The 12,923-nt window shown below is 56.2% G+C and carries 12 protein-coding genes; 5 read left to right on the forward strand and 7 right to left on the reverse strand.

The features are described from left to right. Positions 1-6: 6 nt before the first annotated feature. Positions 7-567, forward strand: coding sequence for a TlpA disulfide reductase family protein (locus AAC632_RS04430; protein WP_340297924.1), 561 nt, complete (start codon positions 7-9; stop codon positions 565-567). Here the strand turns inward: AAC632_RS04430 and mtaB are convergent. The 4 genes from mtaB to AAC632_RS04450 form a co-directional block, all read right to left on the reverse strand. Continuing rightward, entirely contained in the window at positions 564-1,823 is a 1,260-nt protein-coding gene (mtaB, locus tag AAC632_RS04435) for a tRNA (N(6)-L-threonylcarbamoyladenosine(37)-C(2))-methylthiotransferase MtaB (RefSeq protein WP_340297923.1), read from the reverse strand. The genes AAC632_RS04430 and mtaB overlap by 4 nt on opposite strands. Further along, entirely contained in the window at positions 1,820-2,665 is an 846-nt protein-coding gene (gene dapF, locus AAC632_RS04440) for a diaminopimelate epimerase (protein WP_340297922.1), read from the reverse strand. Before dapF ends, mtaB begins: the two co-directional genes overlap by 4 nt. A 53-nt stretch (positions 2,666-2,718) precedes the next feature. Continuing rightward, positions 2,719-3,210, reverse strand: coding sequence for an acyloxyacyl hydrolase (locus AAC632_RS04445; protein WP_340297921.1), 492 nt, complete (start codon positions 3,208-3,210; stop codon positions 2,719-2,721). Between the two features lie 72 nt (positions 3,211-3,282). Beyond that, positions 3,283-4,203, reverse strand: coding sequence for a porin (locus tag AAC632_RS04450; protein WP_340297920.1), 921 nt, complete (start codon positions 4,201-4,203; stop codon positions 3,283-3,285). Between the two features lie 296 nt (positions 4,204-4,499). On the opposite strand from AAC632_RS04450, the gene AAC632_RS04455 reads away from it, so the two are divergent. The 3 genes from AAC632_RS04455 (at position 4,500) to holA (ending at position 8,696) form a co-directional block, all read left to right on the forward strand. Continuing rightward, the gene (locus tag AAC632_RS04455) at positions 4,500-4,988 is read left to right on the forward strand and encodes a DUF3576 domain-containing protein (RefSeq protein ID WP_340297919.1); all 489 of its coding nucleotides are present in this window, start codon (positions 4,500-4,502) and stop codon (positions 4,986-4,988) included. Positions 4,989-5,097: 109 nt separating this feature from the next. Then, positions 5,098-7,656, forward strand: coding sequence for a leucine--tRNA ligase (leuS, locus tag AAC632_RS04460; RefSeq protein WP_340297918.1), 2,559 nt, complete (start codon positions 5,098-5,100; stop codon positions 7,654-7,656). Between the two features lie 14 nt (positions 7,657-7,670). Next, positions 7,671-8,696, forward strand: coding sequence for a DNA polymerase III subunit delta (holA, locus tag AAC632_RS04465; protein ID WP_340297917.1), 1,026 nt, complete (start codon positions 7,671-7,673; stop codon positions 8,694-8,696). Here holA and AAC632_RS04470 read toward each other — a convergent pair. Genes AAC632_RS04470 through AAC632_RS04480 form a run of 3 tightly spaced genes read right to left on the reverse strand, consistent with a single transcriptional unit; the run spans position 8,693 to position 11,329 of the window. Beyond that, the gene (locus AAC632_RS04470; protein WP_340297916.1) at positions 8,693-9,889 is read right to left on the reverse strand and encodes a TIGR03862 family flavoprotein; all 1,197 of its coding nucleotides are present in this window, start codon (positions 9,887-9,889) and stop codon (positions 8,693-8,695) included. The genes holA and AAC632_RS04470 overlap by 4 nt on opposite strands. Further along, positions 9,886-10,542 carry an enoyl-CoA hydratase/isomerase family protein gene (locus AAC632_RS04475; protein WP_340297915.1) on the reverse strand — a complete coding sequence of 219 codons (657 nt, stop codon included), beginning with the start codon at positions 10,540-10,542 and terminating at the stop codon, positions 9,886-9,888. The genes AAC632_RS04470 and AAC632_RS04475 overlap by 4 nt, the downstream gene beginning before the upstream one ends. Before the next feature lie 19 nt (positions 10,543-10,561). After that, positions 10,562-11,329 (reverse strand): SDR family oxidoreductase, encoded by a 768-nt coding sequence (locus tag AAC632_RS04480; protein ID WP_340297914.1) that lies wholly within the window; start codon positions 11,327-11,329, stop codon positions 10,562-10,564. Between the two features lie 150 nt (positions 11,330-11,479). Here AAC632_RS04480 and AAC632_RS04485 point away from each other — a divergent pair, with 150 nt between their 5' ends. Beyond that, positions 11,480-12,835 (forward strand): DUF2125 domain-containing protein, encoded by a 1,356-nt coding sequence (locus AAC632_RS04485; protein ID WP_340297913.1) that lies wholly within the window; start codon positions 11,480-11,482, stop codon positions 12,833-12,835. Positions 12,836-12,923: the final 88 nt, after the last annotated feature.

Consider the following 12,923-nt stretch of genomic DNA (forward strand, 5'->3'; position numbering starts at 1 on the left):
GCTAGGATGCTCCCGCGCCGTATCATTGCCCTGCTCTACATTGCCTTGGGTTTCTGTGCAAATGCCGCCTTTGCGCAACATCTTTCGCAGCTGCCCCGTGATGGGGATATGCGCGGTCTGGTAATCGCCTCAGAGCCTGTGCCTGTGTCGGATTTGCCTTTTGTTGATGAGGGTGAAGTTGAAGGGCGCTTGAGCGATTATCGCGGGAAATATGTGGTTCTCAATTTTTGGGCCACTTGGTGCGCGCCCTGCCGTGAAGAAATGCCAAGCCTAGAGGCATTGCAACGTCAGTTTGGCTCAGATCAGTTGGAAGTGGTCACGCTCGCCACGGGGCGCAATTCCCCGCAGGCGATCCGCAGGTTTTTTGAGGAAATTGGCGTAGAACATCTGCCGATGTTTCGTGACATCAATCAACAGATCGCGCGCCAAATGTCGGTGATTGGCTTGCCGATTACGCTGGTGATTGATCCCGAAGGACGCGAGATTGCGCGGCTGATGGGAGATGCCCATTGGGACAGCCCCGAGGCATTTGCCTTTTTCGAGGCACTTTTGGCGGAAGCAATCTAGGCTAAAAGCCGTCCGTCTTTGTGGCCTGAAATTGTGGCAGTGATGATCTGACCTGTTTCTTGCGCCTCATTGAGGCTGACTTCAGTGAAGTCTTCGGTGCGGCCAAGATGGGGATTTTCCATCAAAATCTGATGGGTTTTGCCAATCTCGCCCGATAAATGTTGGGCGAGGGCCCGATCCCCAGCGGCGCGCAGTCGTGCCGCGCGGTCTTTGATTGTGGCGCTTTGCAATTGTGGCATCCGCGCCGCTGGCGTGCCTTGGCGCGGTGAGAACGGAAACACATGGAGCCAGGTTAGCCCGCACTCCTCAACCAATTTGAGGGAATTTTCGAAATGTGTTTCGGTTTCTGTCGGGAAGCCTGCAATGATATCTGCGCCAAATTTGATCTTAGGCCGCAGGCGGCGCGCCTCCTCGCAAAAGGCAATGGCATCCTCGCGCGCGTGGCGGCGCTTCATACGCTTGAGGATCAAATTATCGCCATGTTGAAGGCTCAGATGCAGATGAGGCATCAGGCGGGGTTCGTTGGCGATGGCCTCCATCAACATCGGATCAGCTTCGATGGAGTCGATAGAGGAAATCCGCAGGCGCGCCAGATCAGGAACAAGTTTCAAGATACGCATGACCAAATCGCCCAAATGGGGGGCTTGCGGGAGATCCGCCCCCCATGAGGTCAGATCAACCCCCGTGAGCACCACCTCTAAATAGCCGCGGTCGACCAAGCGTTTGATTTGATCCACCACTACACCCGCGGGCACGGAGCGTGAGTTGCCGCGCCCAAATGGGATAATGCAAAAGGTGCAGCGATGATCACAGCCATTTTGAACCTGCACATAGGCGCGCGCGCGGGTGCCAAAGCCGTCAATCAGATGCTCGGCTGTTTCGCGCAAGGACATGATGTCATCGACCATGACCTTTTCGGTTTGGCCGATGAAATCAGGGCCGCTGAGCTTGGCCCATGTTGCAGGTTCCATCTTTTCGCGATTGCCAATGATGAGGTCAACTTCGCCCATTGCGGCAAAGGTTTCGGGCTCGGTCTGTGCGGCGCAGCCCGTCACCACGATCCGCGCGCTTGGATTGTCGCGCTTCACCTTGCGGATTTCTTGGCGCGCTTTGCGCACGGCCTCGGCCGTTACGGCGCAGGTGTTAATGATCACCGCATCCCTGAGGCCCGCTGCGGTGGCCATATCGGTCATCGCTTCGGTTTCATAGGCATTGAGCCGACACCCAAGCGTTCGAAATTCAGGTGGCTTTGTCATGGGTTTTGTAGGCGACTTATGAAATCTGCGGTCAATTCAGCGGTGAACACATGGGCCGTTGGCCCTGTCATCCAAACGCCATCCTCGCGCCAATCAATCAAAATATCACCGCCATCAAGGGTCAGTTTCACCGCACGACCTGTCAGGCCCCGCCGCGCCGCTGCAACCGCCACCGCGCAAGAGGATGATCCTGAGGCAAGCGTGATGCCCGTTCCCCGTTCCCAGACCCGCATCCTCAGATGATCTGACCCTATGAGTGAGGCGAATTGCACATTGGTGCGCGCAGGGAACAGCGGATGATGTTCCACTTCGGGGCCGCGGGCAGCCAAATCCACCGCTTCGGCATCGTCCACAAAGAAACTGCAATGAGGGTTACCCATGCCTGTCCCAACAGGATCCCCGTCTAGGGGCAGATGCAGCGTGTCCATCGCCGCGGCTAAAGGGATATCCTGCCACTCCAACAGCGGGGCCCCCATATTCACTGCGGTCAGGCCGTTGCCGCGATCCTGCGCAATCAGAATCCCGCGTTCTGTGCGCAGGCGGATATGATTAAGGCCCTGTGCCGCCATTTCATAGGCAGCGATGCAGCGTGTGGCATTGCCACAGGTTGCAGAGAGGGACCCATCGGCATTGTAAAAGGTCAGTGCTAAATCCGCCTCGTGATCGTTTTGGATCAAGGCCAATTGGTCAAACCCCACCCCGCGATGACGATCTGCAAGCGATCGCGCCAAATCCGCCGTCACGGTGACCTCGCGCATACGCGCGTCCATGACGACGAAATCATTGCCGAGCCCGTGCATTTTCAGGAAGGGAAGGCCGGTATATGTGTGCAGTTCAGACATGGATGCGCCTATAGCGCAAGCGCGCGACGAATGGGACTCGAATTTTTGTCTATTTAATGTCGGATCGATAGACGGATCATCGCCATGTCAGTCCCAGGGTTCCATCTTTCGATACTGCCGTTTGACCAGTGGCTGAGGGCAAATGAAATTGCATATTCATCTGAAATATTCATTCCAACACCAAGCGTCGAACGAAAGTGCAAATTGCCTCCCAGGTCCGTAGCGCCTTGGCTGTAATATCCAGGCATAAAGCTGCCTTCGAGAAACACTTTATCGCTGAGCGGGTATTCACCACTAACGCCAAAACCGATCCAGCTATCATCGTCACCCTCATTGTGAGCAGCCCCGGCCCATCCTGCCGAAAATTCAGGCTTTGCGACCAGGGTATCCGTCCAATGATACTCAACGACCCCACCATAGCCACCGCGATGTATGTCACGAACAGCACCAAATACAGTGGTATCAGCGCTGGCGATGCTAGAGTTAATGAGCAGAGCGGCAAAAGTGATCGTTAGATTGAGGCGCATTTTAAATGACATTTCCATTCAAAAGGACGTTTATAAAAAGAAAAGAGCGAGACTATGCCCGCTCTTTCCTTAGCAAGTAATCCGTTAGGATTAGAATGCGAACTTCAAGCCAAGATCCATCGAGTCGAGCGAAGCGCCGTCACCGCCGCCTTGGGTATAGCCACCGGCAAGAGTAGCGCCGCCGCCGAGGTTCATAGAGAAACCAACGCCTGTGTAATCCAGGTCAGCTGCGCCGACTTTTTCGCGGGAGCGGGTGAACGCCGCAACGGACAGGTTGCTGTCAACTGCGTAGCTCAAGGACAGACCAGTTTCACCGGAATAGGTGGTGTCGTTATCACGGTCAAGAATGATCGCAGTGATACCAATGCCAGCAACCGAAGCGCGGATCGAAGCAGAAGTTTCTTCGGTTGTGCCATCGTCAGCAGTACCAACACCCAGAGTCACGCCTGCCATTGAGTATGACAAACCAACGCCGGATTGATTGTTCGCGGAAGAAGACTGAGGCTGGCCCATGGAAGCATACAGTGTCAGGTTGTCTACGCTGTAAGACCATGCAACGCCTTCATCATGAGAGCCGCCTGCGTAGCCCATTTCGTTGCTGCTCATGGTGTATCCGACGCCGGCGAGGTCACCAGTCGCGGACTCATGTGCGGAGCCAACGTCACCCATTGTAACTTTACCAAAGTCACCGGAAATGTAGACGGAACCACCTTGGCCGTTTACACCACCGTTGGTACCTGCTTTCTGAGCATCGGTACCAGTAGCTTGTGCGTTTGTTGCGCCTGCATTGTCAGCGCGAACCGAACCACCAAACTCAAGACCTGCATCAGTTGTGCCGGACGCGGTGAAGGTGATACGAATACGGCTGTTGAACTGAGTTTCGTTGTCTGCGTTGCCGGTAGCTTCTGTGTTAACAAAACCCATGCGGCCGTCACCGGAAATACCGATGTCTGCAGATGCAACGCCTGCGGTTGCGATCAGGGCAGTAGTAGCGAAGAGAACCTTTTTCATGGTTTTTCCCTCGTAATTGGTTACAAAACATAAACCCAATAGCAGTTTTACCTGATGGGTATGGCCTTAAGTCGCCCGCCAAGCATTTGATTGCAACTGGCTTGCAGTAAGGATTGTCATCTTGATGCTACTGTGATGCACAGATGCAACAGTAAGTAATTTAGGTATAAATAACCATTTTCATGAAGGCCCTTGCCGCAACGGCGGGGCTAAGTTACCAAAGGGCAATCATCGGGAGTAGCTATTTACGATAGCATCTGCACAATTGCGCAAAATCGACGAAAGGGCAAAGGCACATGGCATTATCGAGCTTTGGCAGGGCTATTTTGGTCGTAGTCACCGCAATGGCGCTTGCGTCGTGCAGTCGCCTGGATGGTATCATGGGTGGCTCCGATGCCGGCGAAGAGCAGCGCCCCGCCACGCAGGTGGAGGAAACAGAACGTGAAACTATCTGGGATTTGTTCGAAAACGTCGACGACCCAAACACCACTGTTGAGGTCAATCGCTACATTTGGAATTCTGCGCTTGAAGTATTGGACTTCTTGCCGATTGAATCAGCCGATCCTTTCTCTGGCGTGATTATTTTCGGTTATGGTACCCCACCAGGTGGTGGCACGGCGTATCGCGCAACCGTCTATGTCAGTGACCCCGCTTTGGATGCACGCGCGCTGCGCGTTGCATTGGCCACGCGCGGTGGCCCTGTCAGCCGCGAAACCACGCGTCAGATTGAAGATGCCATCTTGACCCGTGCCCGCCAATTGCGCATCCGGGATTCGGGCCTGTAATCACGCGACGAGTTCACTCCATACCACTGGACCTCTTTAAGCGGGCAGCTTAAACAAGCGCCCGACTTTACCCGTTTGGCCCGAAAGCCCCATGTTTCAGGAGTTCGCAATGTCGCGCTACGATCCGTCCCAGATTGAAGAGAAATGGCAGCAGGCATGGGATGCGTCCGCAATCTTTAAGGCCAAGCGCGATCCTGCGCGTGAAAAATATTATGTGCTTGAGATGTTCCCTTACCCATCGGGGCGCATCCATATCGGCCATGTGCGCAATTACACGATGGGTGATGTGATCGCACGCTTCAAATCCTCCACTGGATTTAATGTGCTGCATCCTATGGGGTGGGATGCCTTTGGGATGCCTGCCGAAAATGCCGCGATGGAAAATGGCGGCCACCCTGCCGATTGGACGTATCAAAACATCGACACAATGCGTGGCCAGATGAAACCCTTGGGCCTGTCGATTGATTGGGATCGGGAATTTGCTACCTGTGATCCTGAATATTACGGACAGCAACAAGCGCTGTTTCTTGATATGCTAGAGCAAGGCTTGGTCTACCGAAAAAACGCGGTGGTGAATTGGGATCCGGTCGATATGACGGTTCTTGCCAATGAACAGGTCATCGATGGCAAAGGCTGGCGTTCGGGTGCTGACGTAGAACGGCGCGAGTTGACGCAATGGTTCTTTAAAATCTCCGACATGGCCGATGATTTGCTTGGCGCGCTGGATGGTCTAGACGATTGGCCCGAAAAAGTGCGCCTGATGCAAGCGAATTGGATCGGCAAATCCCGCGGGCTGCAATTCGGCTTTGAGCTGACCGCACCTGCGCATGGTCACAGCACGATTGATGTTTACACCACCCGCCCTGATACGCTGATGGGGGCCAGTTTTGTGGGTATCTCCCCCGATCATCCCTTGGCCAAAGCACTCGAAGCAGAAAATGCCGAGATTGCCGCATTCTGCCAAGACTGCCGCAAGGGTGGAACAACTGCCGAAGCCTTGGAAAAGGCCGAGAAAAAGGGCCTTTACACGGGCCTGCGTGTGCGCCACCCGCTTGATCCGTCCTGGGAATTGCCTGTTTGGATCGCGAATTTCATTTTGATGGATTATGGCACGGGCGCAATTTTCGGCTGCCCCGCCCATGACCAGCGCGATTTTGAATTTGCGCGCAAGTTCGATCTGCCGATCACCCCCGTTTTTGTGGCCGAGGGCGCGGAAGAAGCCCCCTTGGCCGAAGCCTTCGTGCCAACCAAAGCCGAGCGTGTGCGCTATATTCGCGGCTTTGCAGGCGAGGCGGTGCAAACAGGTGACACCGCAGTGGATGCCGCAATTGATCTCGCTGAGGCGAGGGGTTGGGGCCAAGGCGTGACCAAGTTCCGACTGCGCGACTGGGGTTTAAGCCGCCAACGTTATTGGGGCTGTCCAATCCCTGTGGTGCATTGTGCCACCTGTGGGGTTGTTCCTGAGAAAAAAGAAAACCTGCCCATCGAACTGCCGCGCGATGTCAGTTTCGACATTCCAGGCAACCCGTTGGATCGTCACCCGACTTGGCGCAACTGCAGCTGCCCTAGCTGCGGTGCGCCTGCGCAGCGTGAAACCGACACGATGGACACATTCGTGGACAGTTCGTGGTATTACGCCCGCTTCACCGCGCCGCGCGCGGCAACACCCACCGATGCCGCCGAGGCCGAATATTGGATGAATGTAGATCAATACATCGGCGGGATTGAGCACGCGATTTTGCACCTTCTTTATTCGCGCTTCTTCGCGCGCGCGATGCAAAAGACGGGGCATTTGCCCGCAAAATGCGCCGAGCCGTTCAACGCACTGTTCACCCAAGGTATGGTGACCCATGCGATCTATCAAACCCGCGATCAAAATGGTCGCCCCGTCTATCACTTCCCCGATGAAGTCGAGCTGCGCGAAGGCAAAGGTTTCCTCAAGGATGGCCGGGAGGTTGAGATCATCCCTTCCGCCAAAATGTCGAAATCGAAACGCAACGTGGTCGATCCTGTGGCGATCATAGCCCAATACGGCGCCGATACCGCGCGGTGGTTCGTCCTCTCTGACAGCCCGCCCGAGCGTGATGTGGAATGGACGGCTGCGGGGGCCGAAGCCGCGTTTAAACATTTGGGCCGTGTCTGGGCTTTGAGCGAAAAAATCGCGGATATGCCGAAAGATGCGGCAGGTTCACGCGATCAAGACCTACTGCGCGCCATGCATCGCGCCATTGTTGATGTGACAAGCGGCATTGAAAGCTTTGGCTTTAATGCGGCGATCGCCAAACTTTATGCCTTTACCAACACTTTGGCGAAATCGAACGCCTCGGCTGCCGCACAGCGTGAGGCGATCCTGACCTTGGCGCAGCTCATGTCACCAATGACCCCACATTTGGCCGAAGATATTTGGGCGCGCCAGGGCGGGTCTGGTTTGGTAGCTACGGCACCGTGGCCCAAAGCCGATGAGCCGATGTTGGTGTCCGATACCGTCACCTTACCCATCCAGATCAACGGCAAACGCCGCTCGGAACTGACCGTTGCGAAAGATATGCCGCAACAAGAGGTTGAAAAATTGGTTCTGGCGGATGAGGCTGTGGCAAAGGCGCTTGAAGGTCGCGGGCCCCGCAAGCTGATTGTTGTGCCAGGGCGGATTGTGAATGTCGTTATTTGAGGCAATGTAACCCGATGAAGCTTTCCACCTCAGAGGCGGCGCGGTTTATCACCCGCCCCGATACAGGGGCGGCAGGCGTTCTGATTTATGGGGCAGATGCGATGCGGGTGGCAATTAAGCGCCAAGACCTGCTTGCCAATCTTTTGGGGCCAGATGCCGAAGGCGAAATGCGCCTTACTCGTATGATGGGGGCATCTTTGCGCAGTGATCCTGCGGCTCTTTTGGACGCGACTAAGGCGACAGGGTTCTTTCCAGGCCCGCGCGCCGTCTTTGTCGAAGATGCAACAGATGCCGCCGCCACCGCAATCACAAGCGCCATAAACGAATGGGGCGCAGGTGACGCCCAAATCATTGTGACGGCGGGGCAACTGACACCACGCTCGGCGCTAAGAAAATTGTTTGAAACCCAAAAATCGGCTTTTTGTATCGCCGTTTATGATGATCCGCCCAGTCAGGCTGAGGTCGAGGCCGAATTGAAAAAGGCGGGGCTATCTGCAATCGCGCAAGATGCCTCTCGTGACTTGGCCGCCCTCGCCCGCGCGCTTGATCCTGGCGATTTCAGGCAGCTCTTGGAAAAGCTGGCCCTCTATAAACTGGGCGATGAGAGCCCTCTCTCTTCGGTGGAGGTGGCAGCATTGGCGCCTGCCACGATTGATGCGGACATTGACGAAATCTTACACGCCGCTGCCGAAGGCGCCCATGCGCGTGTCGGCGCCCTGATGGCAAGGCTTGGTGGTCAGGGGGTCACGGCGGTTGCACTTTGTATCGCGGCCTTGCGCCATTTTCGCACGCTGCATATGGCCGCCTGTCACCCGCAGGGGCCAGCGGCTGGGTTTTCTCCGAAAACAGGGGTCTTTGGCCCGCGCAGGGATCGCATGGTGAAACAAGCGCAGGCTTGGGGCGTTACACGCCTTGAGGATGCGGTGCAAACCCTGATCGAGACGGATTTGACCCTCCGCTCAAGTTCACAAGCCCCGCAATTGGCAGTGATGGAGCGCAGTCTCATCCGCTTGGCCATGATGCCGCGCAACGCACGCTAGGCTGCTGCACGCGCCGCCCAAAGGCCCGTGGCAAAACAGGCTGTCATCAAATAGCCACCCGTAGGCGCATCCCAATCGACCATCTCGCCGATACAATAGACATTTGGTAGGGCGCGAAGCTGCAAAGTATCGTCTAGCGCAGACCATGCGACCCCGCCCGAACAAGAGATTGCGCGATCCAATCCAAACGGACCGCTATGGGGGATGGGCAAGGCTTTGATGCGCTCTGCCAACGCTTTCGGCTCAGTGGGCAGGGATTTGCACATTTCGAACAAAACTGCGCGCTTTGCCCCGTCTATCCCAAGGGATTTGCGCAGGATATTCGACAAACTGTCTTTACGCCTGCCCCCTTTTTCAAGACGCGCCGCAACATCGTCCAGACTGCGGTCAGGGCAGAGGTCAAGGCTGAGCATCGCCCCCTCTCGCATCTCGCGCGAAAGGGCGTAAACCCCGCCGCCTTCAATGCCTTTGGCGGTGATCACGATCTCACCCGCCACAGATTTTGCGCCCGCGCGCAAGATCAAGGATTTGAGCGGATGACCAAAATGCGGGCACATATGGTCTGACCATTTGATACGAAACCCCATATTCATTGGCTGAAACGGAACCGTTTCGACCCCGCGCGCGCTCAGATATTCAAGCCATTCGCCACGCCCGCCTAAATTCGGCCAACTCGCGCCCCCAAGGGCCAAGAGTGTTGTGGTGGCTGTGATCTCACGCGGCCCTTCTGCTGTAGAAAAGCGAAACGCCCCGTCTGGCCCCCATCCATCCCATGTGAAATTGCGCCAAATCTCCACGCCTTGCCCGCCCAAGCGCTGTAACCAGGCGCGCAGCATGGGTGAGGCTTTCATCGCCGTGGGGAACACACGCCGTGAGCTGCCTGTAAAGATCGGCTGCCCTAATGTATCGCGGGTAAAGCGTATAACTTCTTCAGGGCCAAAGGCGCGGATCATCGGCGCAAGCGGCGCAGCCGATGGCCCATAGGCCGCAAGAAACGCCTCAAGCGGTTCATCCATTGTGAGGTTCAACCCTGATTTTCCCGCCATGAGAAACTTACGCGCAGGGGAGGCTTTGCTCTCCATCAAAACAACCCGCCGCCCAGTATGAGCCAAATAATCGGCAGCCATCAGCGCGCTCGGCCCCGCGCCGATGATCATCACGTCCAATGTGGTAGGGTCGCGTCCGCCCGTCATGCCGTGCCGTCAGGGATCATCGCCTTGATGGCGCGCAGCACCTCGGCTTTGCACGAAATCGCGGCTTCGGCCATATGTTGCGCCTCCTGCCAAAGCGCCTCTTGTGGCACGATCTTGTCAATCAGCCCAAAGGACAGGGCCTCTTTTGCGGTAAATTTTGCGCCTGACAGCAGCAGCAATTTTGTGCGCGCAGGGCCTATGAGCGCAGTCAGACGTTTGGGGTCTGAGGGCTGCGGCAAAAACCCAAGTTTTGCGACAGGGTAAAAAAATGAGGCGCGATCAACGCTGAGGCGCAGATCACAGGCCAATGCCATCCCCATAGCGCCGCCTGCCAATGTGCCATTCAGAGCCGCAATCGTCAGGCAGGGCAGCGCGGCAATCGCGCCTGACAACGCCTCCCAGAGGGGCGAGGTAGCCAGACCCGCGCGGGCCGCGTCCAAATCCGCACCTGCACAAAAGACCTTTTCGCCCGCCCCTGTAATAACCAACGCGCGCAAGTTGGGATGCGCCTGTGCCTGTTTGGCGATGCTGACCAAGGTGGCAAGCATATCTTCGGTCAGGGCATTCGCTTTGTCGGGACGATCAAGCGTCACGCGCCACAGCGGTGCTTGGCTTTGGGGCAAGCTTTCTGGGAAACTCTCTAACCTGATCATCGCAAAATTCCTTTTCGCCTCACACAAGCCCCAATTTGCTCCGCAAAGTGGGATCGCGCAGGCTGATATCTTGGCCCAGATGCCCATCCGCTTCGGATGTGGTCATCCACAAGAGAGCGCGCGCCACCCACTGCGGCGCGATATGGTCAGCCCAATCAATCTGCGACACGGGGTTCATCCCACTTGCCCGAATATCGCGTTGCATCTGCGTGGCGACAGTCCCCGGTGACAGCCCAAGCGCACGGATACCTGCATGACGATATTCCAAATCAAGGCTTTGTGTCAGCATCGCCACAGCCGCCTTTGACGCACAATAGGCACTCCACCCCTCATACGCATTTTTCGCAGCCCCTGACGAAATATTGATGACTGTGCCTGCACCGCGCGCCACCATATCGGGCAAACAGGCCTGTGTGGTTGCAAATAACCCTGTGACATTCACCCGCATCAGATTATCCCACGCCTGCAAATCTGCCTCCCCCATGCGGGCGATGGGCGCAATCAGCGCGCCATTGTTGATCAAGATATCAATGTGGCCAAGCTCGGCTTTGATCTCGTCAAAGAGCGGGGCAATCTTGCCTATCTCACTTAAGTCACAGGGATAGGCCCGCGCCCCTTCACCGATTGAGTTTGCCACGTTTTTTAGATCCGCTCCTGAGCGCGCCAATAATGCAACTTTTGCGCCTGACTGCGCAAAGAGCGCGGCAGTGTCTGCCCCAATCCCACGGCTTGCGCCTGTGATTACAATGGTTTTTCCCGATAGGTTGGTTTCAAAAAGATGAGACATGAACGCGGGGCTTTCTATTTCTTGGGCAGGCGGATCGGCGCTTGACCTTAAGCGCAGGGGGCGAAACATTGGGACATACTGTCGGTGTCGCCGTTGGGCCTGTGAATGTCAAAGATGAATTCAAAATATATTTGGCGTCCAGCTCTATCTATGGCTTTTGTCCTGTCCTCTCTGCCTGCCTTTGCACAAAGCCTCGCGCCCGTTGACATGGCGCTTGAGACGTTCCGCGAAATCGCCGCAGATGCAGGGCATGAGTTTCGCTTTGACGCGCCACAGGTAATCGGCACACAGGTGTTGGTAGAGAACCTTCAAATTATCGAAGCGGATGATCCGCATTCGGCCGTAGATACAAGCATGAGAACGGCCCGCGCTTTTTTTGCTCTAAACGCGGAAGGTGATGTGGGCATCACACTGCCTGAGACGATTGTGATCGCGCTGACCCCTACAGAACGGCCCGCGCGGGATCTGGTGGTGGATCTGCCTGCATTGCCTGAGGTGACGGTGAAAAGTGCAAACGGCATCACGCTAACGTGGGATGCAGAAGCAGAAGAATTGGCCTTTCAGGCTTTGGGCGGCGTGTTGATCCAAGCGGGTGAATTTGCCCTACGCAGCACCACTTTTGAAGGACAATCTGTATTTTCGGAAACACCCATTGCGCATCGTTTTGGACTTGGCACAGTGCAAGGCGGAATCGGGGACGGGGCTTTGGCCCAATTCGTGCTTGAGGGGGCTGCGCTTGCCCTTGACGGCTGGGGCGAGACAGCTTCACTTGGGTTTGAGGCGGCCAATGGACTGGTGGCCAGCAATCCGATTTCTGCTTTTGCAAAGCCGATGGGGATGGATCAAGCAGGGCGGCTTGGCTTCGCGCTTGGGACGGGTAATCTCAGCTACAGGGAAGCAGACGAAAGTCTTGGCGCCAGCCTCAGCACCGATAGCGTGCTTTTGGGGGCCGAATTTGGCGAAGAAATCCCCATTTTGTGGCGCATTGGGCCAAGCCGCTTGGCCGCTAATCTGCCATTATTGAACCGCGAGGGCGGGCCGTTTGCCATCACAGTGTCAGTGGCAGATGCTATGCCCGAACCCCCCGTTTGGGATTGGATAGATCGCACAGGTCTTTTGCCCCGCGAAACTGGTGCGATTGATCTCGATCTTGCAGGTGGTCTGGGGCCTGCCCCCGAAACTCGGATCCCTCTGCCTTTGTCATTGGCGCGGCTGCAAATCAACAGGGCCACCCTCACGGGTGCAGGCCTTGATTTCCGTGGGACAGGTGGGCTTGATCTGACATCTGGCGCAGGGCCATCGCGGGTGGATATCAGCGCGCGCGGGCTTTTCACCTTTCTGGAGGCGATGACCCAGTCAGGCCATCTTGATCCAAGCCAATTTGCGATGATCGCAGGCGCAATTGATCTTTTCGCCACCCGAACCGAAGGCCAAGATCAGCTTGAAAGCGCAATTGATCTGACCCAAGAGGGTAAGATCATGATTGGCGGAATGCCTTTGCAATAAAGGTTAAGGGTTCTTGCGCTGCGTCCTTGCAGCGCTTAGGTCACGCATAGCCCCTGACGGGCTGTTTTGGCCAGAAAGGATGCTTTGC

The sequence above is a fragment of the Roseobacter sp. HKCC-CH-9351 genome (genome assembly GCF_037830295.1).
Classification (GTDB): Bacteria; Pseudomonadota; Alphaproteobacteria; order Rhodobacterales; family Rhodobacteraceae; genus M30B80.

Coding starts and splice junctions, on each gene's coding strand:
- AAC632_RS04430 (WP_340297924.1), top strand. CDS start 7: ATGCTCCCGCGCCGTATCATTGCCCTGCTCTACATTGCCTTGGGTTTC.
- mtaB (WP_340297923.1), bottom strand. CDS start 1,823: ATGACAAAGCCACCTGAATTTCGAACGCTTGGGTGTCGGCTCAATGCC.
- dapF (WP_340297922.1), bottom strand. CDS start 2,665: ATGTCTGAACTGCACACATATACCGGCCTTCCCTTCCTGAAAATGCAC.
- AAC632_RS04445 (WP_340297921.1), bottom strand. CDS start 3,210: ATGGAAATGTCATTTAAAATGCGCCTCAATCTAACGATCACTTTTGCC.
- AAC632_RS04450 (WP_340297920.1), bottom strand. CDS start 4,203: ATGAAAAAGGTTCTCTTCGCTACTACTGCCCTGATCGCAACCGCAGGC.
- AAC632_RS04455 (WP_340297919.1), top strand. CDS start 4,500: ATGGCATTATCGAGCTTTGGCAGGGCTATTTTGGTCGTAGTCACCGCA.
- leuS (WP_340297918.1), top strand. CDS start 5,098: ATGTCGCGCTACGATCCGTCCCAGATTGAAGAGAAATGGCAGCAGGCA.
- holA (WP_340297917.1), top strand. CDS start 7,671: ATGAAGCTTTCCACCTCAGAGGCGGCGCGGTTTATCACCCGCCCCGAT.
- AAC632_RS04470 (WP_340297916.1), bottom strand. CDS start 9,889: ATGACGGGCGGACGCGACCCTACCACATTGGACGTGATGATCATCGGC.
- AAC632_RS04475 (WP_340297915.1), bottom strand. CDS start 10,542: ATGATCAGGTTAGAGAGTTTCCCAGAAAGCTTGCCCCAAAGCCAAGCA.
- AAC632_RS04480 (WP_340297914.1), bottom strand. CDS start 11,329: ATGTCTCATCTTTTTGAAACCAACCTATCGGGAAAAACCATTGTAATC.
- AAC632_RS04485 (WP_340297913.1), top strand. CDS start 11,480: ATGGCTTTTGTCCTGTCCTCTCTGCCTGCCTTTGCACAAAGCCTCGCG.